This window comes from uncultured Cedecea sp. (assembly GCF_947498825.1).
Taxonomy (GTDB): domain Bacteria; phylum Pseudomonadota; class Gammaproteobacteria; order Enterobacterales; family Enterobacteriaceae; genus JGM124.
On record NZ_CANMLV010000014.1, the window covers coordinates 17,581 to 36,199 of the forward strand.

Below are 18,619 nucleotides of genomic sequence, written 5' to 3' on the forward strand. Positions count from 1 at the left end.
AAAAATTAAAGGCCGAATTCAGCCGGAGTAAAGCCCAGAGCCTGAGCAATCTCAATGACAGCCGTTTGCTCTGACTGGTCAAAATCACCATCACTTTTCGCAACCGCAATACCCACACGTACCGCAAGTTGCGCGGCTTCTGGCTGATCTTTCAAGGCCAGAATATATTTCATCGTTTCCCCTTTACCGATTTCATAATCGAAACTGAAGCTATCAACCAGCTCATTGAAGAAGTCGATAACCTCTTTGGTGTCGAAGACTTTCAGTTCAGGAGAAGCCTTGAGGAAGCCAATCATCTTTTGCTTTTCTTCGGCGCCGACGCCATCACTGGTCACGGCAATACGGGCACAAACAGCTACTGTTCCCTGCATAAATTTCTTATGTTTAAATCGCCCGACCTGTTTGGTTAGTTCATCACGACCTGCGCTCAAAGCATCTTTTACTTTATTGAAGAAACTCATTGTCTTATCCTCGAAATATTCAATTTATTTTGAACCCGCTGACCAGCGGAAACCCCAGCCTAGCGCATTGTCCATATCTTTATGGCCACTGAAAAATTGGTTGATACGTTCCACTTTGATCGTGCCATTTTCATTTACCAGGCGCGCTATTGCGCACATGTTGTGGCGGTTCGACCCTTCGGTTAAACGTGTTTCTATCGGCGGCTGCTCAGGAATATGCAACGTGACAACACCATCGGTTTTATCCCAGCTTGCGACGCCTTCATAAATAAAGGCAAAAATCAGCACCTGACGGATGTTTTTCCATTCACGGCCATTGATATGCAGCCACTCTCCTTCAGTCGCCTGCCCGGTACGATCGTCGCCCTGTAGCTCAACAAAAGGCTCTGAATTTAAACGCCCGAAAGTACCACCAAGCGCTTGAATCACTCCTTTAGAGCCATCCTGAAGTTCAACAAACGCCCCTAAATCCAGATCAATGCCTTTGGATTTGCCGAACATCCCTCCGAACATGCCACCTGATTCTGTGCGGGCTTGATTCCAGTTAAGATTAATTTTTATCTCACCAAAATTGTCCTTCTTCGCCAGGCTTATCGTTGGCTTTTCTTTGGTCAGTGAAACTTTGCTTAAGCTGATTTTTGTCGGTGCCGGTTGTGGGGCACTGACAGGAGCCGGAGGCGGTACACTGGCAGGTTCAGAAATATCGACCCCGAAATGTTCTGCTAATGGCTGCAATCCCCCATTAAAACCTTGGGCTACAAAACGAAACTTCCATTCAGTGTTACGGCGATACAGTTCTCCCAGGATCAGCGCAGCTTCCTGACGCCCCGCGACATTGACATTACCGGACAGCAAAACGGTGTCGTTAAGCTCAATCTGAATAGAAAGATGGTTCAAACCTGAGAGCGTGGTATTCCCCTCACAGGTCGCAGTGAAAGCCAGTTTTTGCACTTCAGGCCGCAGGCGATTGATATCGACCAAAAAGGCGGTATCCGTACCTGCACCGGAGAGTTTTACAGTACCGTCATCGTTGACAGGTTGCCCGTAAAACACCATGTCCGGGTCACCCTGTACCTTACCTGACGCGTAAAGACGGAACGAAGAGGCATCAACTGAGACACCAGAGAGAACACGTACCGTCAGTATCTGTGAAGGAACGGGAGCATTGCCCCCTGGCGTCATCGTCATTACCGCACCACCGTAGCAACAATATCAGCATGCATGTCATCAATGGTTCGGCCACTAGACGCTTTACCATGAGCAGTAAAGTCCCAGCTTCCACCCTTACGAGCTAAAGAAGCAATAATAATTCCGGTGTGCGAACCCTGTTCGGTCAGTTTGTAGCGAGCCAGCTCTTTACGGGACTGATCCACCACGCGGCAAAACGCGTTGTCAACTTCATTAAAGGTTTGACCACGGAAGCTATTCACTGTGAAAGCAAGGTACTCAACTTGGGCTGGTAAACGCGTCAAATCAACCGTGATAACTTCATCATCACCATCCCCTTCACCTGTCAGGTTGTCCCCCAGATGAACAACGGAGCCACAGCTTGATTTCAGCTTGCGAAACCAGATGGTATCGAGTGTTTTACCCGTGGCATCTAACAGAACGCATCCGGCATCTAAATCAATGGAGTCACTCCCCCCACCGAGAAGTCCACCGAAGAAACCTTTTTTCTTTTTCAAAGGATCCCAACCTAAACCGAATTGCAGCTGATTTAACGATGACGTCTCTTTGCTGAGTGAAACTGTTTGGTTTTTACTTAATGAAACCATTATTTATTCCTTCAGGTGTAGGTTAAAGCGTTCTTTTCTTAAATCAAAAAACTCTCTTTTAAAAAATCATATCATGATGAAGTTTCACCACAAGAGCATTTTTCTCGGCCTTTAACAGATAAATCATAACAACATGATTTTAAACGAATTAAATATTAAGCATTTACTTAAAATGACGAAATTCAGTTGAAACTTACCCATATTTACCCAGCAGTTAACACGAAACATTTTAGATCATATTATGATTGACATAGAGAAATCCTCTTCATAGACTCAGCTCTCAATGCTCCCCCTCTTATTCCGGGAAAAATAAAGCGATGAGTAACACAATCTGGTTTATGGAAGGTTTATCGTCGCAGCGCGATATCATTTCAGGCATTCAGGCTTTTTTTAAAAAGACTCATCAAGCCATTAGGGTAATTGCCTCTCATCGCCACCACCGCAATGAAATACTTTCTCAGGCTGATATTGCGTTGATTGAACCCGTCGACGAGAAATACCGGCTGGATTTCATTGCTCATACCGTAAAAAAGTATGGCGTTAAGGCTCTCCATTGCGGCCGTAATAGCCTGTGGTTTGAAGCGCATCGCCAACAAATTGAAGCCTTGGGTGTTTCTCTGACGACAGGTGCAAGCAGCCTGGCCACACTTAAGCTTGCTGATGACAAAGTCGAATTTGCCCGGAAGATGGAGAGCTGTGGCCTGCCAGTTGTTCCCTCTGAGCGAATTGAAAGTGCCAATGCACTTCGTGAGAGACTAGCATCAGCAGAGAATAAACAGGCTCTTTGCGTCAAACCGGTGACGGGGATCTACGGCATGGGGTTCTGGCGTTTTGACGACAAAGCAACCCCGATGTCGGCCTTTACTCATCCTGATAGCCGGAAGGTCCATCCTGAACTGTATTTGCATGCGCTTGTTCAACAAGACGATTTTAAACCACTGGTGCTGATGCCCTGGTTGCCGGGCCCGGAGTATTCCGTTGATATGCTTCTGGAACAAGGCCAAGTTATTGCCGCCGTCGCCCGCCGCAAAGAAGGCCCCATGCAATACCTGGAACAGTCAGGTCCTGCTTTTGAGCTGGGTAAACACTGCGCTCAAGTAATGCAGGCTGACGGTCTGGTCAATGTACAAACCCGTAATAACGAGAATGGCGAACCGGTGCTGCTGGAAATTAATATGCGGCCTTCAGGAGGTATCGGTTATACCCTCCACAGCGGGGTAAACTTGCCGGCCCTGTTTGCCCTGCGTCAGCTCGGGCTATGCAGTGAAGCTGAAGCCAAATTGCTGGCAACAGAAAATTTCACGCCTGCCGTGGTGCGGTCAATGACGGATGTCATCTTGTATCCGACCGTTCTGGATAATCTTTCCGTCAGCAACGAGAGCCTTTGATCATGCACAATCAATCGACTCTTTATCGTAAAGAACTGTCTGGCGGAACCCTGACGGTGACCTCGACGGAGGGCATTCTGCCGTTAGAGTTCCTGTTTGATATTGCCGAACGCCGCAATCCTAAACGCAGTTTTCTGTTTGTCAGCAAAGTACTGGGAAAACATATCCCGGTCTCCCCGCAAATAATGCGATCCGCTTATCAACAGCTAGCGCGACAGATCCCGGCCACTCTCCCTGAGCCGATACTGTTTATCGGGATGGCTGAAACCGCGGTCGGACTGGGAGCGGGCGTTTACCATGAAGCAGCAAAGCGCTTTAACGAAACGGTCTATCTGACCTCAACTCGCCATCCAGTTGACGGTGAATTGATGTGTGAATTTAAAGAAGATCATTCCCATGCAACCGACCATCTACTCTATCACCCGGCTTGCTCCGTTCTTCGGGCCTGTGCCCATAATGCACGCTCAGTAGTACTGATTGATGATGAGGCGACTACCGGTAAAACCTTTATCAACCTGCTGGCAGCATTACGCACCAGAGCAGGTCTGTCGGCAATAGAGCACGTCGTTACCGTAACACTCACCGACTGGAGTGGGAGCGCCCTTAGCGAACAATGCCCACTGCCTGTTACATCAGTATCTCTGGTCAAGGGCGGCTGGCAATGGGAAAAGAAAACCGGTGCTCCGGTTCCCGTCATGCCTGATGTCAATGTTACAGCCAAGGGCAGCGTGCCGATTAGTGGAAAACAAAGCTGGGGACGCCTGGGGATGGCAAAACCTGCCAACGATCTCGGCCCGGGAATGACCGTCGAACCAAAGGAAAAAATCTTAGTTCTGGGTACAGGGGAATTTGTCTGGGAACCTTTTTTACTGGCAGAGCGCCTGGAAGCTGAAGGAGCCGAAGTCAGGTTCAGTAGCACGACCCGCTCCCCTATATCTACAGGTTTTGCTATCGAATCAGGAATATCCTTTGCTGATAATTACGGGCTGGGCATTCCTAACTTTGTCTATAACGTCGCCCACCAACGATTCGACCGGATCTTGCTGTGTATCGAAACCCCGCCTGAGAGCGTCTGCCCTGTTTTGCTTGATGCCTTGAGCACCGTGGCTCCCATTGTTGAGGTTATCGCTTATGAATAAGCCCGTGGTTTTTTCCGATCTTGATGACACTTTATTTCAGACCCGCCGAAAAATGGTCAATGAGTTAGCGCTTGAACCCTACCGGACGGGAGCCCTGGATCCTTCCCTGAATCCCCGCAGTTTTATGACGCAAGAACAGTCAATGCTGGTGGACTGGCTGCTTGAGTATGCGGACTTTATTCCCGTCACCGCCAGGGGGACCGACGAGATAGCACGAGTGACAATTCCGTTTCGATCATGGGCGGTTACGACTCACGGAGCGGTGATCCTGACACCAGAAGGTCAACCCGATGAAAAGTGGAAAAGACATATGCAGGCAACGCTGTCTGCCTATCGGGAGCCTCTACTAACTCTGCAGCGTTATATTACGTCAATGATGGCTGAAAAAGGCATCCAGGGTTGGGCAAGGATCAATTATGAGTATGGCGATACGCCCGTCTACCTGGTGATGAAGCATACCGACAGTACAAAGCTGGCCGAACTTTATGCCTTTAACGAGGAAATAGAGACGATGTTTCCCACCGCCGGTTTTTATATACATAAAAACAGCAACAATATTGCCTGGCTGCCGGTGCCGGTAGAAAAAGGTCTGGCAACACAATATTTACTGGAGAAGCTTCGTGCCGAGCGCGGTGTTTTTCCAGTAATTGGTTTGGGTGACAGTCTTAGCGATCATCGCTTTATGAAGCTGTGCCACTGGTTTGGTCTGCCTCGTCAGAGCCAGTTTGCCGAGCATATTAACCGTCATGTTTTTGGGGAGGGATAATATGTCATCCTTCATCCCCTTTTCAGGCTCTTATCTGCCCGAAGATATCCATTTCCTGCTCAAGCCGATTGAAATTGAAATGACGCCGGTAGCGCAAAAAGAACAGCTTATTCAGTCAGGTACCAAACATTATTCTGAGATGCTAAGCCAGGAGCCAGAGCCCACCCGCTGGCATCTGGACCTCTTTTCCCGGGCGCTGGATAAAGGGGCTGTTCGTCTGGCAAAAGAAGTCGGCTGGCAAAGGCGCTGGCAGAGCAGTTCGCTAAAACACCGATTATTCTCGTCAGCCTGGTTCGTGCCGGTGTCCCTCTTGGCGTCATGCTGCATCAAACTCTGCGCGCAATGGGCCATGAGTCACACCATTATGGCGTAAGCATTATTCGCGACCGAGGGATTGATTGCACCGCAATGGAGTGGATTGAAAACCGTCATGGTACAGAAGGTGTGGTATTTGTCGATGGCTGGACCGGTAAAGGGGCGATTACCCGTGAACTACACCGATCGCTGGCCTCACGATCAGGATACCCAACCAGCCCACGCCTGGTCGTTTTGGCGGATCCCTGTGGTGTCTCTTGGCTCACTGCCAGCCATGATGACTGGCTAATCCCTTTCGGTATTATGGGAGCGCCCGTCTCGGGGCTTATCTCCCGTTCTGTCTGGTCTTCTGAAGGGTTGCATGGCTGCGTACAGTGCGAGCATCTTCGCCAATTTGAATGCAGTCGTCAGCTCGTCGACAGAATTGCTGACTGCCAACGGTCACTTGAAAAGCAGACAATTCCTGCCAGCCAGTGGACGTCAGCTACGCATAATCAACAACTGAAAACCCTGAGTGAACAGGTTATTAGTCATCTGTCTACCCAGTACCGTATTTCCAATATTAACCGGATTAAACCCGGTATCGCAGAAGCTACGCGTGCCGTTTTACGCCGTATACCCGAACATGTGCTTGTCCGTTCCGTGAATGATCCTGACGTTGCTCTGCTGGTTTATCTCGCGCGTGAAAAAAATATCACCATCACTGAGGTCGGTGACAGCCTCGGGCAATACCGTGCTATCACCATTATCAAAAAGGTGCACTGATGACTAAGAGACTCTCACCTTACCGGCTGGGTGCCACACTCTATATGCCTGCAACGCGTGCTGATATTGCCAGAAGTATACTGAATAATGATATTGCCGGGCTGCGCTCGATTGTGATTTGCCTTGAAGATGCGGTCAGTGAGCAAGATGTTCCCGCAGCGATGGCTAATTTAAAGCAGGTTCTGACAGTATTAAGCGCGGCTAAGGTAGAAGGATACGGTGCTGAATGGCCGCTGGTCTTTATTCGTCCTCGCCATGTTGGCATGGGACAATATTTAGTGAGTACTCTGGATTTATCCCCGATTGACGGGCTGGTTTTGCCTAAATTCACCTTCTCCTCTCTCCCCGTATGGTGGGAGATCATGAAGGATTCACACTTGTGTATGATGCCGACGCTGGAAACAGAAGACGTTTTTGATGTGATACAGATGCGCAAGCTCGCGACGATTCTGGTCGAACATCCCTGCCATCCGCGAATCATTGCCCTGCGTATCGGCGGCAATGATTTGATGAATGTTATTTCTCAGCGTCGCCCGCGCGATTTCACACTCTATGACAGCCCGATGGGCTATGTGATTAAAATGTTGGTCGCCGTTTTTGGCTCCCGGGACTTTGCACTGACCTCTCCGGTATGTGAGCATATTGATGACCATCATGTAATGGAACGTGAACTTGCACTTGATATGGCCCACGGACTGGTGGGAAAAACTGCCATTCATCCCAATCAGATAGCAAAAATTGAGCGTGCCCTGATGGTGACTGCAGCCGATCATGAAGATGCCCTGCGGATCCTGAACTCCAGCCAGGCCGTCTTTAAATCACAAGGGGCAATGTGTGAGCCTGCGACTCATCGACGCTGGGCTGCAAGAGTGCTTGAGCAGGCCCAAGTTTATGGTATCGCCCAGGAAAATGGGACGGAAAATATACGGAGAGTGACCCCCTACTGAAATCGTTCAGCAGACTCTGATTATTGTTACTGGTTTAACTAACGTTGAGGTTTTAACTGATAAAATACCCGGTCGTTTTATCGGTGCGACTCTCGATAACGATAACTCGAAAAAATCAGCGCTATTGGACGATTTTCTAACAACGGCAGGCACTCACTCATTATGCAACTCAGCACACGACAAGCACGCATTTTCCGGCTGGCAATGCTGCTAGGTCCGGGGACGCCGGTAGAAGCCCAAAGAATTATCACTCAACTGGGGTGTTCCGAACCAACCCTGACGCGTGCGCTAAAAGAGTTACGAGAAACTTACTCAGCCGAGATCCGCTACAGCAAAGCCACACACTCCTATCAACTGGTTAAGTCCGGGCAGCTTGATAAAAAAAAGCTCCGCCAAATGCATAATGCTCTGAGTTCAATAGTGGAAACTAAACCTGATGAAATCGTCAGCAAAGTTTCACTGGATAAGGAAAAGAAAAAGGCGGTATCACTGTCACTGCGCATGTCGGTATTACGTAAAATCGATCAGCTCGCGATGCAGACTGACACTACGCGCAGCGATATTGTCGAACTCCTGGTCGACAGCTCGATTGCTCAGCTTGCAGCAACATTACATCGTCGTTGAAGCAAATCACCACAGCGCGATAGTCAATGGCAGCTTAAAATAAACACGTTGTTGCAGAGAGACTTGCTCCCGCGATTATCTACGATTATTCTCACCATCTATGAAAGCCCCGCGTATCCCTATTGCCATCCAGCAAGCTGTTATGTTCTGTCTGCGTGAGAAACTCATGCAAGCAAACACATTTTTGCAACGCGAATATCCGCTACCCAACGTGTTTTATCAGCAACGTGGCACTGCGGCCGGTACCGCATGGCTTGAAAAAAATGAAATACGGCTCAACCCCATTTTATTACTGGAAAACCAGCAACCCTTTATCGACGAAGTGGTTCCCCATGAACTGGCGCATATCCTGGTGTGGAAACACTTTGGCCGCGTCCCTCCCCATGGCAAGGAGTGGAAATGGATGATGGAAGTGGTACTCGGTGTACCCGCCCGTCGCACTCACCAATTTGCCGTACAGTCCGTCCGTTCAAACACCTTTCCCTATTCCTGTCCCTGTCAGCAGCACCAGCTAACGGTTCGTCGTCATAATCGCGTACTACGCGGTGAAGCGCAGTACCGCTGTAGCCGTTGTGGCCAGCAACTCAAACCGGTCTAATCACACCCATTATTTCCTGACACTCTGACCGAATCACCGATTGAAACTGGATAAATCATCAGGTAGGGTTTCTGCATCTTTCTGTAAAGGCCCTATAAATGTCTAAAAAATTATCTTTCGCCGTTATCAGTATTATTTTGCTCTCCTCGCTCAGTGCTTTCGCTAATACTATCAATAACTTTTCTCAGGCTAAGACGGCTGGAGTAAAAGTGAATGCGGATGCACCCGGTGATTTTTATTGTGGCTGCAAGATAGACTGGCAGGGTAAAAAGGGGATCCCGGACCTGAGATCCTGTGGTTATAAAGTGCGTAAAAATGAAATTCGGGCTACGCGTATTGAGTGGGAGCACGTGATGCCTGCCTGGCAGTTTGGTCATCAGCTACAATGCTGGCAGGACGGTGGGCGAAAGAACTGCGCTAAAGATCCTGGGTATCGCCGGGTCGAAAGTGATATGCATAACCTGCAACCTGCTGTCGGTGAGGTCAATGCCGATCGCAGTAACTTTATGTTTGGTCAATGGAATGGCGGAGAAAGTCAGTACGGTCAGTGCGCCATGAAAATTGATTTTAAAAACAAGCTTGCAGAACCGCCAGTTCGTGCACGTGGCGCTATTGCACGCACCTATTTTTATATGCGTGACCAATATAAACTCCCTCTTTCGCGTCAGCAAACTCAACTATTTCAGGCATGGGATAAGCTCTATCCGGTAACCGATTGGGAGTGCGAGCGTGATAAACGTATTGCTAAAGTTCAGGGGAATAATAACCCTTATGTGCTACGGGCTTGCCAGGCGCGAAACAGCTAACCTACACTAGCGGCAATGACTTTTATGTTGCCGCGGTGATGTGTTCCCCGTCGTCTTAGAGCCTGTTCCATCAGGCGTATATTATTGCAGTCAGTTTGAACGCGGACAGCGCGGAAGAATCGGAGCGTACATGAAGTACGTGAGGGTTTTGAGTACTGCCCGGGGCCAAAATGACAAATAAAATAGCCTGATGGGACAGGCTCTTATTAACCGGAAAAAATTTCATGCGTATACCCCGCATTCATCATTCTGCCTTATTGACTGTTGGTCAGGTCACTGCCCTCGACGAAGATGCCGCCAACCATGTTGGTCGTGTTCTGCGTATGCAAGCAGGCCAGGCGTTGCAACTGTTTGACGGCAGCAACCAGGTATTCGAAGCGGTTATTAAACAGGCCGATAAAAAAAGTGTTCAGGTAGAAATCCTGAGCGGGAATGAAGATGATCGCGAGTCACCTCTTTGGTTGCATCTTGGGCAGGTTATGTCGCGCGGTGAAAAGATGGAGTTTACCATCCAAAAAGCCGTCGAACTGGGTGTCAATGTCATTACACCGCTCTATTCAGAGCGGTGTGGCGTCAAACTGGATGCTGAACGCCTGAGTAAAAAGCTCGGGCAATGGCAAAAAATAGCCATTGCAGCCTGTGAACAATGCGGGCGTAATCGGGTTCCTGAGATACGCCCGGTGATGAACCTGGAAGCCTGGTGTGCTGAACAGGAATCAGGGCTCAAGCTCAATCTACACCCACGTGCCAAAGCCAGTATTAATACGCTGCCACAGCCCGTGGAACGTGTTCGTTTGCTCATTGGCCCGGAAGGCGGACTCTCTGCTGACGAAATCGCCATGACCGCTGAGCACCAATTTACTGATATTCTGTTAGGACCTCGTGTTCTGCGTACTGAGACTACTGCGCTCACCGCTATTACCGCACTGCAAGTGCGTTTTGGCGATCTGGGCTAAAGGAGAATAACCATGATTAAGCTCGGCATCGTGATGGATCCCATCGCACAGATTAATATTAAGAAAGATTCAAGCTTCGCTATGCTACTGCAAGCTCAACAGCGCGGCTATGAACTGCACTATATGGAAATGGCCGATCTCTATCTGAATAATGGCGAAGCACGGGCCCGCACGCGCTTACTCAGCGTCGAGCAGAATTACGATAACTGGTACACTTTCGGTAGCGAGCAGGATATTGAACTTGCCGACCTGAATGTTATTCTGATGCGTAAAGATCCTCCTTTTGATACTGAATTTATCTACGCCACTTATATTCTTGAGCGTGCAGAAGAGAAAGGTACGCTGATCGTCAATAAGCCGCGCAGCCTGCGTGACTGTAATGAAAAGCTGTTCACTGCCTGGTTCTCCGACTTAACGCCAAAAACACTGGTAACCCGTAACAAAGCTCAACTGAAAGACTTCTGGCAGAAACATGGCGATATTATTCTCAAGCCACTGGACGGAATGGGCGGAGCTTCAATCTTCCGTGTAAAAGAAAGCGATCCTAACTTGGGGGTCATTGCCGAAACCTTAACCGAACTCGGTACACGTTACTGCATGGCGCAAAACTATATCCCGGCTATCAAAGACGGTGATAAGCGCGTATTAGTGGTTGATGGCGAACCCGTGCCTTACTGCCTGGCGCGTATTCCGCAAGGGGGGGAGACGCGCGGTAACCTGGCAGCAGGCGGTCGCGGTGAACCGCGTCCATTAACGGAAAGTGACTGGGAAATTGCTCGCCGTGTCGGTCCGGAGCTTAAGGCCAGGGGGCTGATTTTTGTCGGTCTGGATATTATCGGCGACCGGTTGACCGAGATAAACGTCACCAGCCCAACCTGTATCCGTGAGATTGAAGCTGAATTCCCGGTATCGATTACCGGTATGCTATTTGATGCCATCGAAAAGAGACTGGCAAAATAACAGACAGGTCTCTTTACCTGCCTTGCAGTCCCTCTCTTCCCGAATCGGGCATCCCGGACAAGCTCCCGGGTAGCCCGATTCTGTTTAATAGTGATAAACTGTACAGCAACCATCCACTTACTGCCGTTTTTTTAACCGGGATAATACGCACTGACAATGAATCTACAGCATCATTTCCTTATTGCCATGCCGGCGCTTCAGGATCCCTTATTTAAACGATCTGTCGTCTATATCTGTGAATATAACGAAGATGGTGCAATGGGGATAATTATCAACAAACCGCTGGAAAACCTTCAGATTAGCGGCATTCTTGAAAAGTTAAACATTGAGCCTGATCCTGTAGACCCGAGCATTCGTCTTGATAAACCGGTATTTGTTGGCGGCCCGCTGGCAGAGGATCGCGGATTTATTCTGCATTCCCCACCCGATGAATTCAGTTCCAGCATCCGTATTTCCGACGATGTGGTTATCACGACTTCCCGTGACGTTCTGGAAACGCTGGGGACCGCTAAACAGCCAGAAAATGTGCTGGTCGCGCTCGGTTATTCTTCATGGGAAAAAGGCCAGCTTGAGCAGGAGATTCTGGATAACTCCTGGCTGACAGTACCTGCCAGTACAGATATTCTGTTCCGTACCCCTATCTCTGAACGCTGGCGCGAAGCCGCCCGCCTTGTCGGCGTGAATATTCATAATATCTCTGTTGAAGCGGGGCACGCTTAATGAGCAGCGGAACCTTAATGGCCTTTGATTTTGGCACGAAAAGTATTGGCGTTGCCATCGGCCAGCGTATTACAGGTACCGCCCGCCCGCTTACGGCATTTAAAGCCCAGGACGGAACGCCAGACTGGGATCTGATCGAAAAGCTTCTGAAAGAGTGGCAGCCGGAAGAGATAATCGTGGGACTGCCGCTGAATATGGACGGTACAGAACAACCTCTCACCGCCCGTGCGCGTAAATTCGCGAATCGCCTGCATGGGCGTTTTGGAGTAAAAGTCTCACTACAAGATGAACGGTTGAGCACTGTTGAAGCCAGAGCCGGGTTATTTGAACAAGGTGGTTTTCGGGCGCTTAATAAAGGCAGTATCGACTCAGCCTCTGCGGTGGTTATTCTTGAAAGCTGGTTTGAGCATCATCCTTGATATGTTCCTTCCGAACAGGCCTCTGGCTGATAAAGTCAGAGGCACTTAGCGTTCTGTCAGGCCGCCTTCTTTTCTTCTGGATTATGTTCCAGTTCTTTGCTCAAGAAATAGTTTAAGAAGGTTCGGATCACGGCAATAATACCGAGCTTGATCAGACTGTCTAAATCCGGATCTACCGTGGTCACCAGGATATCAGCAGCTAACTGAAATTCGAGTGCAGTTGCCAGCCAGTTACCCAGACAGTAACGCGCCGCACGCCCCTCTTTTACCTTCAGTATCACAACCAGCGTTTTCGCCAGCCCGATAACGACACAAATAACAGAAATTATCTCCAGCAAAAGCTGAAGATAACCCACGCAGGAAACTAATAACTCACGTAAAAAGTGTAAATCAGGCATCAAATAACCTTAATAAGAGCCTATCAGGCATACATTGTCGCAGCCAGTTTGGGGCAGAAGTACGCGGAAAAACCGGAACGTACATACAGCACGTGAGGATTTTGAGCACTGCACCAAAATAGCAAATAAAATAGCCTAATGGCATAGGCTCTAAGCTGACGAATATCGGTATCGGATATAGCATAACCAGATTAAACTGTCTCAGTGATATTATCTTCTCCGGCTGATAGCGTAAACATTCCCGCTTCCCGCAATAAAGCCCGGCTCTGTTCAAAACTCTGCATTCCTACTCTCTGCCCGGTTTGTAAGAAGCCCGGGAGCTGGCACGTTTTCCCTTCGCGGATAATATGGCTGACTGCGGCAGTATTCAGCAGCAGTTCATATAAAGCGACCCGTCCTCCCTCCCGAGTCGCCAATAGTTGTTGCGCCAGAATCCCCCGTAAGCTGCCTGCTAACTGGTAGCGAACCCACTCTTTTTCCGTGGCAGGAAAAATATTCACTATTCTGTCGATGGTCTGTACCGCATCACGAGCGTGAAGCGTTGCCAGTACTAGATGGCCGGTTTCTGCCGCCGTCAGCGCCAGACGAAGAGTATCGCAGTCCCTTAACTCACCCAGCACAATCACATCAGGATCCTGGCGAAGGGCAGCCTTTAATCCACTGGCAAAACTGCCGCAGTCTCGAGAGACATCGCGTTGCTGAATCAGACTTCGCTCAGATTGATGCAGATATTCAACCGGCTCTTCCAGCAATAGAATATGCCCTTCCCGCTGCCGATTTAACTGATTAACCATCGCCGCCAGAGAAGTGGACTTACCGCTTCCGGTCGCCCCACTGATTAAAATTAAACCATCAGAATGCTGTAATAATGGCAGTACTGCCGCAGGCATTGCCAGTGAGTCGAGGGTTGGGCAGTGCTTCGGTAATAAACGCAGAGCCAAGGCGTAACCCTGTTGCTGACAAAATGCCTGCCCGCGTAATCGGATACCGCTCGCCATCGTCCGGGCAAAATCAACCTGCCCCTCCTGTATCAGTTGCTCTTTTTGTGCTTCAGTAAACCATTTCTCAATAAGTTCTGCGGGGAGTGGTGCGGTTTCCGGGAAAACGTCCAGCTTTCCCTGTCTTCGCCAGCGCATCGGTTGTCGCGGACACAGGTGTAGATCGGAAGCATTATGCTTTACACTATGGGACACAATTTCTTCGATATCCATATCACTCTCAACATCATGACTGAAATAGCGTACAACCTGGCACAGATTCATCAGAAAATCGCAGCAGCTTCAGCGCGTTGCGGGCGGGCCCCCGAAGACATTACCTTACTTGCGGTAAGCAAGACCAAACCTGTGCATGCCATCTCAGAAGCGATTGATGCAGGACAGACATGTTTTGGTGAAAACTATGTCCAGGAAGGGGTGGATAAAATTCATCACTTTACAGAGCAAGGTATCACCGGGCTGGAATGGCACTTTATCGGTCCCTTGCAGTCGAATAAGAGCCGCCTTGTTGCAGAACATTTTGACTGGTGCCATACCATTGACAGGCTGCGTATCGCCACGCGTTTAAACGAGCAGCGCCCGGCTAATTTACCGCCACTGAACGTCCTGATTCAGGTCAATATCAGTGATGAACAAAGTAAATCAGGTATTATGTTGGATCAACTGGATACCCTTGCGGCTGAAATAGCTCAACTACCAGGATTGAAACTCAGAGGACTGATGGCTATACCCGCGCCAGAACCTGACTATGAATGCCAGCTTGCCGTTTGCCGCAAAATGGCAGGGGCTTATGAAACACTTAAACATCGTTACCCAACCGTTGATACCTTATCCTTGGGCATGAGTGATGACATGGAAGCGGCTATCGCCGCAGGATCAACAATGGTGCGCATTGGAACCGCCATTTTTGGCGCTCGAGATTATTCTACCCGTTAATTTTTATCATTATTAAGGAACACCATGCTAACGTTGACTTTTCTGGTCAAAACCCTAATTGAGTTGTACGTAATGGTGCTGTTGATCCGCATCTGGATGCAGTGGTCACGCTGTGATTTTTATAATCCATTCGCACAATTTGTCGTTAAAATTACGCAGCCTGTTATTGGCCCATTGCGTAAAATTATTCCTTCGCTGGGTCCGATTGATACTTCCTCATTACTGGTGGCCTTTATTCTGACCACTCTGAAGTATCCGCTCCTGCTGCTGATTCAAGCAGGGGCTTTATCACTCGACCCAATGTATCTGCTGATTGGTCTGCTGTCATTACTGAAGTCCTCAGGAATCATGGTGTTCTGGGTGATTATCGCGCGTTCTTTGATGAGCTGGATAAGCCAGGGGCGCAGTCCTATGGAGTATGTTTTAATTCAGATGACCGAACCAATGATGGCGCCGATCCGTCGTATTTTACCGGCCATGGGCGGGATCGATTTTTCAGCGATGATTGTTATTCTGATCCTCTATGCGCTGAACTATCTGGGAATGGATCTCTTTCCGGGGCTTTGGTATTTGCTGTGAGTCCAGTTAGCAAGACCCCTGATGGGCTGTTATTACGGTTGTATATTCAACCGAAAGCCCATCGGGATAGTCTGGTAGGGTTACATGGCGATGAGTTAAAAGTCGCCATCACCGCCCCGCCCGTTGATGGTAAAGCCAACAGTCACCTTATCAAATTTTTAGCCAAACAGTTTCGGGTTACCAAAAATCAGGTGGTACTGGTGAAAGGTGAAACCAGCCGCCATAAGCAGATTAAAATTATCGACCCGCAACAGATCCCGACAGACGTCGCGGCAATAATCACAGAGTAGTCCACTATGAAAAAAGTTGTTTTAGCGACCGGCAACGCCGGTAAAGTGCGTGAACTGGCAAGTTTGCTGGCCGATTTTGGCCTGGATGTCGTCGCACAAACAGAGCTGGGAGTCATTTCAGCCGAAGAAACAGGCCTGACATTTATTGAAAATGCCATTCTTAAAGCGCGCCACGCAGCACAAATTACCGGCTTACCGGCTATTGCTGATGATTCTGGTCTGGCCGTCAATGCTCTTGGCGGTGCGCCTGGCATCTACTCTGCCCGTTATGCCGGGGAAGAGGCAACAGACAGACAAAACCTGGAAAAATTACTGGTTGCGCTGAAAGATGTACCCGATGCCGAACGTCAGGCACAGTTCCACTGTGTCCTGGTCTATATGCGCCATGCCGAAGATCCAACGCCATTAGTTTTCCACGGTAGCTGGGAAGGTATGATTACCCACACACCGGCCGGTGAAGGTGGTTTTGGTTACGATCCTATTTTCTATGTTCCCGGCGAAGGTAAAACAGCTTCACAGTTCACGCGCGAAGAAAAAAGCGCCATTTCCCACCGTGGACAAGCTCTGAAACTCTTACTGGAAGCCATGCGTAATGGCTAATTTGCCACCTCTGAGCCTGTATATTCATATTCCGTGGTGCGTACAAAAGTGCCCCTACTGTGACTTCAATTCCCACGCCTTGAAAGGCGAAGTACCGCACGATGATTATGTCAGCCACTTATTGAGTGACCTGACTCTCGATGTCCCCCTGGCACAAGGACGTGAGATTAACACTATCTTTATCGGCGGCGGTACGCCAAGCCTGTTATCCAGTGAAGCGATGCAAACCCTGCTCGATGGCGTCCGTGAACGTCTGGTACTGGCCGCTGATGCAGAAATTACCATGGAAGCGAACCCGGGAACCGTTGAAGCTGACCGTTTTGTCGGTTACCAGAAAGCGGGGATCAATCGTATCTCTATTGGAGTACAAAGCTTCAGTGAATCTAAGCTTAAACGCTTAGGGCGCATCCACGACTCCGGCGAAGCAAAGCGGGCGGCAAATCTGGCTGCAGGTCTGGGATTACGGAGCTTCAATCTTGATTTAATGCATGGCTTACCGGACCAGACACTGGAAGAGGCCCTGGACGATTTGCGCCAGGCAATCGCCTTGAATCCTCCCCATTTATCCTGGTATCAGCTAACGATTGAACCTAACACTATGTTTGGTTCACGTCCGCCAGTACTGCCGGATGATGACGCTTTATGGGATATTTTTGAACAGGGGGACAAACTACTGACTGCCGCAGGCTATCAGCAGTATGAAACCTCAGCCTATGCCAAGCCGGGCTATCAATGTCAGCATAACCTGAACTACTGGCGCTTCGGCGATTACTTAGGTATCGGCTGCGGCGCACACGGTAAAATTACCTTCCCGGATGGTCGCATTCTGCGTACCGAGAAAACACGCCATCCTCGCGGCTATATGACAGGCGAATATCTGCATCGTCAGCACGACGTGGAGCATAAAGAGAAGCCGTTTGAATTCTTTATGAACCGTTTTCGCTTGCTGGAAGCTGCGCCCCGGAATGAATTTACCCGTTATACCGGGTTAGATGAGCAAGTAATTCGACCGCAGTTAACCGAAGCCTTAGAACGAGGTTACCTGACAGAAAGCGTAACCCACTGGCAGATAACCGAAAAAGGTAAACTGTTTTTGAATTCGCTTCTTGAACTGTTTCTGGCCGAATAATCATCATGGTGGACTGGCCCGGCCAATCCACCGTTTTTTATCCCACACGCCCTGAATCCCGACTTTTCAGCTGACCAATGTCTTATATTGTTCAATTAAGCTGTTCTTCTGCTAACCTTGCGTTCCGGATCCGCTTTTAGCGCTTCGTTCATGCAGCTCTTCACGGATAGCTTCGCTCTCTGAGGCGTACTCACCACTGGATACCCGCTCTTTTACCTGAACAGCCATTTTATTCGGCAGAGTTATCACTACGATTATTGAGCGTCCAACGGATTTTCCACGTGGCTGCGCCGCAAATGATAGTCAACCTGATACTCACTGGCATTACGAAACATGACAGAATAGTTAAGAAACTCTCCGCTGTTGCTGTAGGAAAGAGAGGTAATTCTCAGCAATGGCGTCTGTTCCGGTACGTTCAACGACTGTGCCAGTTGCTTGTCCGCCAGAATGGGGGTCAGCGTTTCATAGTTACCACTGATGATTATCCCGCACTCCTTTTCAATATAATCGAACTTTGATCCCTCCAGATGCACCAACGACAGGTTGCGAAACAGCTTCACAGGCATATAGCTGTCTTCCAGCATCAGCGGCTTGCCATCAACACATCGCACACGACGCGAGAAATAGATCCGCTCATCAATTTTTATCCGCAGCAGACTGGCAATCGCCGGTGGTGCTGGCATCACTTCGAAAAGCAATACATGACTGACGACGTCCTTACCTTGCTTACGCAATACTTCGACAAACCCGGTTAGATTTGTCGTTTCGTGATGTAAATCTTTGCGGGCAACATAGGTACCGGAACCGTGACGACGCACAACTAATCCCCAGGTCACCAGTAAATCGATTGCTTTACGGATCGTCATGCGGGCGACACCAAACTCCTCCGCCAGTTTTTTTTCTCCCGGAAGCGGGCTGCCGATATCAAAATCGGAGGAATTGAGCCGCAGGCGTAACCTGTCAGCGATAGATTTATAGATCACCATTAGACCTCTATTCATAGTGCTGAGAGGGACACCCTCTTCAACATGTCTAATTTTATATTAAAAATTA

Annotated in this window: 22 protein-coding genes and 2 pseudogenes; 17 read left to right on the plus strand and 7 right to left on the minus strand. The window is 49.1% G+C overall.

Annotated features, from left to right (window positions below; all coding sequences use genetic code 11):
* Positions 1 to 5: 5 nt before the first annotated feature.
* From Q1A40_RS14705 to Q1A40_RS14715, 3 genes are read right to left on the minus strand one after another with little or no spacing between them, the layout of a single operon-like run.
* Positions 6 to 461, minus strand: coding sequence for a tellurite resistance TerB family protein (locus Q1A40_RS14705; protein ID WP_300001324.1), 456 nt, complete (start codon positions 459 to 461; stop codon positions 6 to 8).
* A gap of 24 nt (positions 462 to 485) precedes the next feature.
* A complete protein-coding gene (locus tag Q1A40_RS14710; protein ID WP_300001326.1) occupies positions 486 to 1,649 on the minus strand; it encodes a TerD family protein in 1,164 nt (387 codons plus the stop codon).
* Complete coding sequence (locus Q1A40_RS14715) at positions 1,649 to 2,236, minus strand: TerD family protein (protein WP_300001327.1); 588 nt, start codon at positions 2,234 to 2,236, stop codon at positions 1,649 to 1,651. The genes Q1A40_RS14710 and Q1A40_RS14715 overlap by 1 nt, the downstream gene beginning before the upstream one ends.
* A 317-nt stretch (positions 2,237 to 2,553) precedes the next feature.
* Between Q1A40_RS14715 and Q1A40_RS14720 the strand changes: the two genes are divergently transcribed.
* The 12 genes and pseudogenes from Q1A40_RS14720 to ruvX all read left to right on the plus strand — a co-directional run bounded on the left by Q1A40_RS14720 (position 2,554) and on the right by ruvX (position 12,639).
* On the plus strand, positions 2,554 to 3,624 hold the full coding sequence (locus Q1A40_RS14720; RefSeq protein ID WP_300001328.1) for an ATP-grasp domain-containing protein: 1,071 nt from the start codon (positions 2,554 to 2,556) through the stop codon (positions 3,622 to 3,624).
* Between the two features lie 2 nt (positions 3,625 to 3,626).
* Complete coding sequence (locus Q1A40_RS14725; protein WP_300001330.1) at positions 3,627 to 4,763, plus strand: phosphoribosyltransferase domain-containing protein; 1,137 nt, start codon at positions 3,627 to 3,629, stop codon at positions 4,761 to 4,763.
* The gene (locus tag Q1A40_RS14730; RefSeq protein WP_300001331.1) at positions 4,756 to 5,529 is read left to right on the plus strand and encodes a hypothetical protein; all 774 of its coding nucleotides are present in this window, start codon (positions 4,756 to 4,758) and stop codon (positions 5,527 to 5,529) included. The genes Q1A40_RS14725 and Q1A40_RS14730 overlap by 8 nt, the downstream gene beginning before the upstream one ends.
* Before the next feature lies 1 nt (position 5,530).
* Positions 5,531 to 6,609 (plus strand): annotated as a pseudogene (locus Q1A40_RS14735) (cysteine protease StiP family protein).
* The gene (locus Q1A40_RS14740) at positions 6,609 to 7,556 is read left to right on the plus strand and encodes an HpcH/HpaI aldolase/citrate lyase family protein (protein WP_300001332.1); all 948 of its coding nucleotides are present in this window, start codon (positions 6,609 to 6,611) and stop codon (positions 7,554 to 7,556) included. Before Q1A40_RS14735 ends, Q1A40_RS14740 begins: the two are co-directional and overlap by 1 nt.
* A gap of 162 nt (positions 7,557 to 7,718) precedes the next feature.
* The gene (locus tag Q1A40_RS14745; RefSeq protein WP_300001333.1) at positions 7,719 to 8,180 is read left to right on the plus strand and encodes a tellurium resistance protein TerW; all 462 of its coding nucleotides are present in this window, start codon (positions 7,719 to 7,721) and stop codon (positions 8,178 to 8,180) included.
* Between the two features lie 100 nt (positions 8,181 to 8,280).
* On the plus strand, positions 8,281 to 8,778 hold the full coding sequence (locus tag Q1A40_RS14750; RefSeq protein WP_300001334.1) for a SprT family zinc-dependent metalloprotease: 498 nt from the start codon (positions 8,281 to 8,283) through the stop codon (positions 8,776 to 8,778).
* Between the two features lie 98 nt (positions 8,779 to 8,876).
* Positions 8,877 to 9,584 (plus strand): deoxyribonuclease I, encoded by a 708-nt coding sequence (gene endA / locus Q1A40_RS14755; protein ID WP_300001335.1) that lies wholly within the window; start codon positions 8,877 to 8,879, stop codon positions 9,582 to 9,584.
* A 224-nt stretch (positions 9,585 to 9,808) separates the two neighbouring features.
* The gene (gene rsmE / locus Q1A40_RS14760) at positions 9,809 to 10,540 is read left to right on the plus strand and encodes a 16S rRNA (uracil(1498)-N(3))-methyltransferase (RefSeq protein WP_300001337.1); all 732 of its coding nucleotides are present in this window, start codon (positions 9,809 to 9,811) and stop codon (positions 10,538 to 10,540) included.
* 12 nt (positions 10,541 to 10,552) lie between these two features.
* Entirely contained in the window at positions 10,553 to 11,500 is a 948-nt protein-coding gene (gshB, locus tag Q1A40_RS14765) for a glutathione synthase (protein ID WP_300001339.1), read from the plus strand.
* A gap of 156 nt (positions 11,501 to 11,656) precedes the next feature.
* Positions 11,657 to 12,220: a YqgE/AlgH family protein gene (locus Q1A40_RS14770; protein ID WP_300001341.1), complete on the plus strand. Its 564-nt coding sequence runs from the start codon at positions 11,657 to 11,659 to the stop codon at positions 12,218 to 12,220.
* Complete coding sequence (gene ruvX / locus Q1A40_RS14775) at positions 12,220 to 12,639, plus strand: Holliday junction resolvase RuvX (protein WP_300001343.1); 420 nt, start codon at positions 12,220 to 12,222, stop codon at positions 12,637 to 12,639. Before Q1A40_RS14770 ends, ruvX begins: the two co-directional genes overlap by 1 nt.
* A gap of 56 nt (positions 12,640 to 12,695) precedes the next feature.
* Here ruvX and Q1A40_RS14780 read toward each other — a convergent pair whose 3' ends face one another.
* Both Q1A40_RS14780 and Q1A40_RS14785 read right to left on the minus strand, forming a co-directional pair.
* Positions 12,696 to 13,037 (minus strand): DUF1622 domain-containing protein, encoded by a 342-nt coding sequence (locus Q1A40_RS14780; protein WP_300001345.1) that lies wholly within the window; start codon positions 13,035 to 13,037, stop codon positions 12,696 to 12,698.
* A 191-nt stretch (positions 13,038 to 13,228) separates the two neighbouring features.
* Entirely contained in the window at positions 13,229 to 14,248 is a 1,020-nt protein-coding gene (locus tag Q1A40_RS14785) for a type IV pilus twitching motility protein PilT (RefSeq protein ID WP_300001347.1), read from the minus strand.
* Positions 14,249 to 14,263: 15 nt separating this feature from the next.
* On the opposite strand from Q1A40_RS14785, the gene Q1A40_RS14790 reads away from it, so the two are divergent.
* Genes Q1A40_RS14790 through hemW form a run of 5 tightly spaced genes read left to right on the plus strand, consistent with a single transcriptional unit; the run spans position 14,264 to position 17,566 of the window.
* On the plus strand, positions 14,264 to 14,968 hold the full coding sequence (locus Q1A40_RS14790) for a YggS family pyridoxal phosphate-dependent enzyme (RefSeq protein WP_300001496.1): 705 nt from the start codon (positions 14,264 to 14,266) through the stop codon (positions 14,966 to 14,968).
* A 24-nt stretch (positions 14,969 to 14,992) separates the two neighbouring features.
* Positions 14,993 to 15,547: a YggT family protein gene (locus Q1A40_RS14795; protein WP_300001348.1), complete on the plus strand. Its 555-nt coding sequence runs from the start codon at positions 14,993 to 14,995 to the stop codon at positions 15,545 to 15,547.
* Positions 15,544 to 15,837, plus strand: coding sequence for a DUF167 family protein YggU (yggU, locus tag Q1A40_RS14800; protein ID WP_300001349.1), 294 nt, complete (start codon positions 15,544 to 15,546; stop codon positions 15,835 to 15,837). The genes Q1A40_RS14795 and yggU overlap by 4 nt, the downstream gene beginning before the upstream one ends.
* Positions 15,838 to 15,843: 6 nt before the next feature.
* On the plus strand, positions 15,844 to 16,437 hold the full coding sequence (locus Q1A40_RS14805) for an XTP/dITP diphosphatase (protein ID WP_300001351.1): 594 nt from the start codon (positions 15,844 to 15,846) through the stop codon (positions 16,435 to 16,437).
* Entirely contained in the window at positions 16,430 to 17,566 is a 1,137-nt protein-coding gene (hemW, locus tag Q1A40_RS14810) for a radical SAM family heme chaperone HemW (RefSeq protein WP_300001352.1), read from the plus strand. Before Q1A40_RS14805 ends, hemW begins: the two co-directional genes overlap by 8 nt.
* 153 nt (positions 17,567 to 17,719) lie before the next feature.
* Here the strand turns inward: hemW and Q1A40_RS14815 are convergent.
* Positions 17,720 to 17,794: pseudogene (locus tag Q1A40_RS14815) on the minus strand (type II toxin-antitoxin system ParD family antitoxin); the annotation flags it as partial.
* A gap of 26 nt (positions 17,795 to 17,820) precedes the next feature.
* Positions 17,821 to 18,549 (minus strand): GntR family transcriptional regulator, encoded by a 729-nt coding sequence (locus tag Q1A40_RS14820; RefSeq protein WP_300001498.1) that lies wholly within the window; start codon positions 18,547 to 18,549, stop codon positions 17,821 to 17,823.
* Between the last annotated feature and the right edge of the window lie 70 nt (positions 18,550 to 18,619).

Bases quoted from the DNA above. Each gene is read 5' to 3' on its own strand.
- Q1A40_RS14705 (WP_300001324.1), bottom strand. From the start codon at position 461: ATGAGTTTCTTCAATAAAGTAAAAGATGCTTTGAGCGCAGGTCGTGAT.
- Q1A40_RS14710 (WP_300001326.1), bottom strand. From the start codon at position 1,649: ATGACGATGACGCCAGGGGGCAATGCTCCCGTTCCTTCACAGATACTG.
- Q1A40_RS14715 (WP_300001327.1), bottom strand. From the start codon at position 2,236: ATGGTTTCATTAAGTAAAAACCAAACAGTTTCACTCAGCAAAGAGACG.
- Q1A40_RS14720 (WP_300001328.1), top strand. From the start codon at position 2,554: ATGAGTAACACAATCTGGTTTATGGAAGGTTTATCGTCGCAGCGCGAT.
- Q1A40_RS14725 (WP_300001330.1), top strand. From the start codon at position 3,627: ATGCACAATCAATCGACTCTTTATCGTAAAGAACTGTCTGGCGGAACC.
- Q1A40_RS14730 (WP_300001331.1), top strand. From the start codon at position 4,756: ATGAATAAGCCCGTGGTTTTTTCCGATCTTGATGACACTTTATTTCAG.
- Q1A40_RS14740 (WP_300001332.1), top strand. From the start codon at position 6,609: ATGACTAAGAGACTCTCACCTTACCGGCTGGGTGCCACACTCTATATG.
- Q1A40_RS14745 (WP_300001333.1), top strand. From the start codon at position 7,719: ATGCAACTCAGCACACGACAAGCACGCATTTTCCGGCTGGCAATGCTG.
- Q1A40_RS14750 (WP_300001334.1), top strand. From the start codon at position 8,281: ATGAAAGCCCCGCGTATCCCTATTGCCATCCAGCAAGCTGTTATGTTC.
- endA (WP_300001335.1), top strand. From the start codon at position 8,877: ATGTCTAAAAAATTATCTTTCGCCGTTATCAGTATTATTTTGCTCTCC.
- rsmE (WP_300001337.1), top strand. From the start codon at position 9,809: ATGCGTATACCCCGCATTCATCATTCTGCCTTATTGACTGTTGGTCAG.
- gshB (WP_300001339.1), top strand. From the start codon at position 10,553: ATGATTAAGCTCGGCATCGTGATGGATCCCATCGCACAGATTAATATT.
- Q1A40_RS14770 (WP_300001341.1), top strand. From the start codon at position 11,657: ATGAATCTACAGCATCATTTCCTTATTGCCATGCCGGCGCTTCAGGAT.
- ruvX (WP_300001343.1), top strand. From the start codon at position 12,220: ATGAGCAGCGGAACCTTAATGGCCTTTGATTTTGGCACGAAAAGTATT.
- Q1A40_RS14780 (WP_300001345.1), bottom strand. From the start codon at position 13,037: ATGCCTGATTTACACTTTTTACGTGAGTTATTAGTTTCCTGCGTGGGT.
- Q1A40_RS14785 (WP_300001347.1), bottom strand. From the start codon at position 14,248: ATGGATATCGAAGAAATTGTGTCCCATAGTGTAAAGCATAATGCTTCC.
- Q1A40_RS14790 (WP_300001496.1), top strand. From the start codon at position 14,264: ATGACTGAAATAGCGTACAACCTGGCACAGATTCATCAGAAAATCGCA.
- Q1A40_RS14795 (WP_300001348.1), top strand. From the start codon at position 14,993: ATGCTAACGTTGACTTTTCTGGTCAAAACCCTAATTGAGTTGTACGTA.
- Q1A40_RS14805 (WP_300001351.1), top strand. From the start codon at position 15,844: ATGAAAAAAGTTGTTTTAGCGACCGGCAACGCCGGTAAAGTGCGTGAA.
- hemW (WP_300001352.1), top strand. From the start codon at position 16,430: ATGGCTAATTTGCCACCTCTGAGCCTGTATATTCATATTCCGTGGTGC.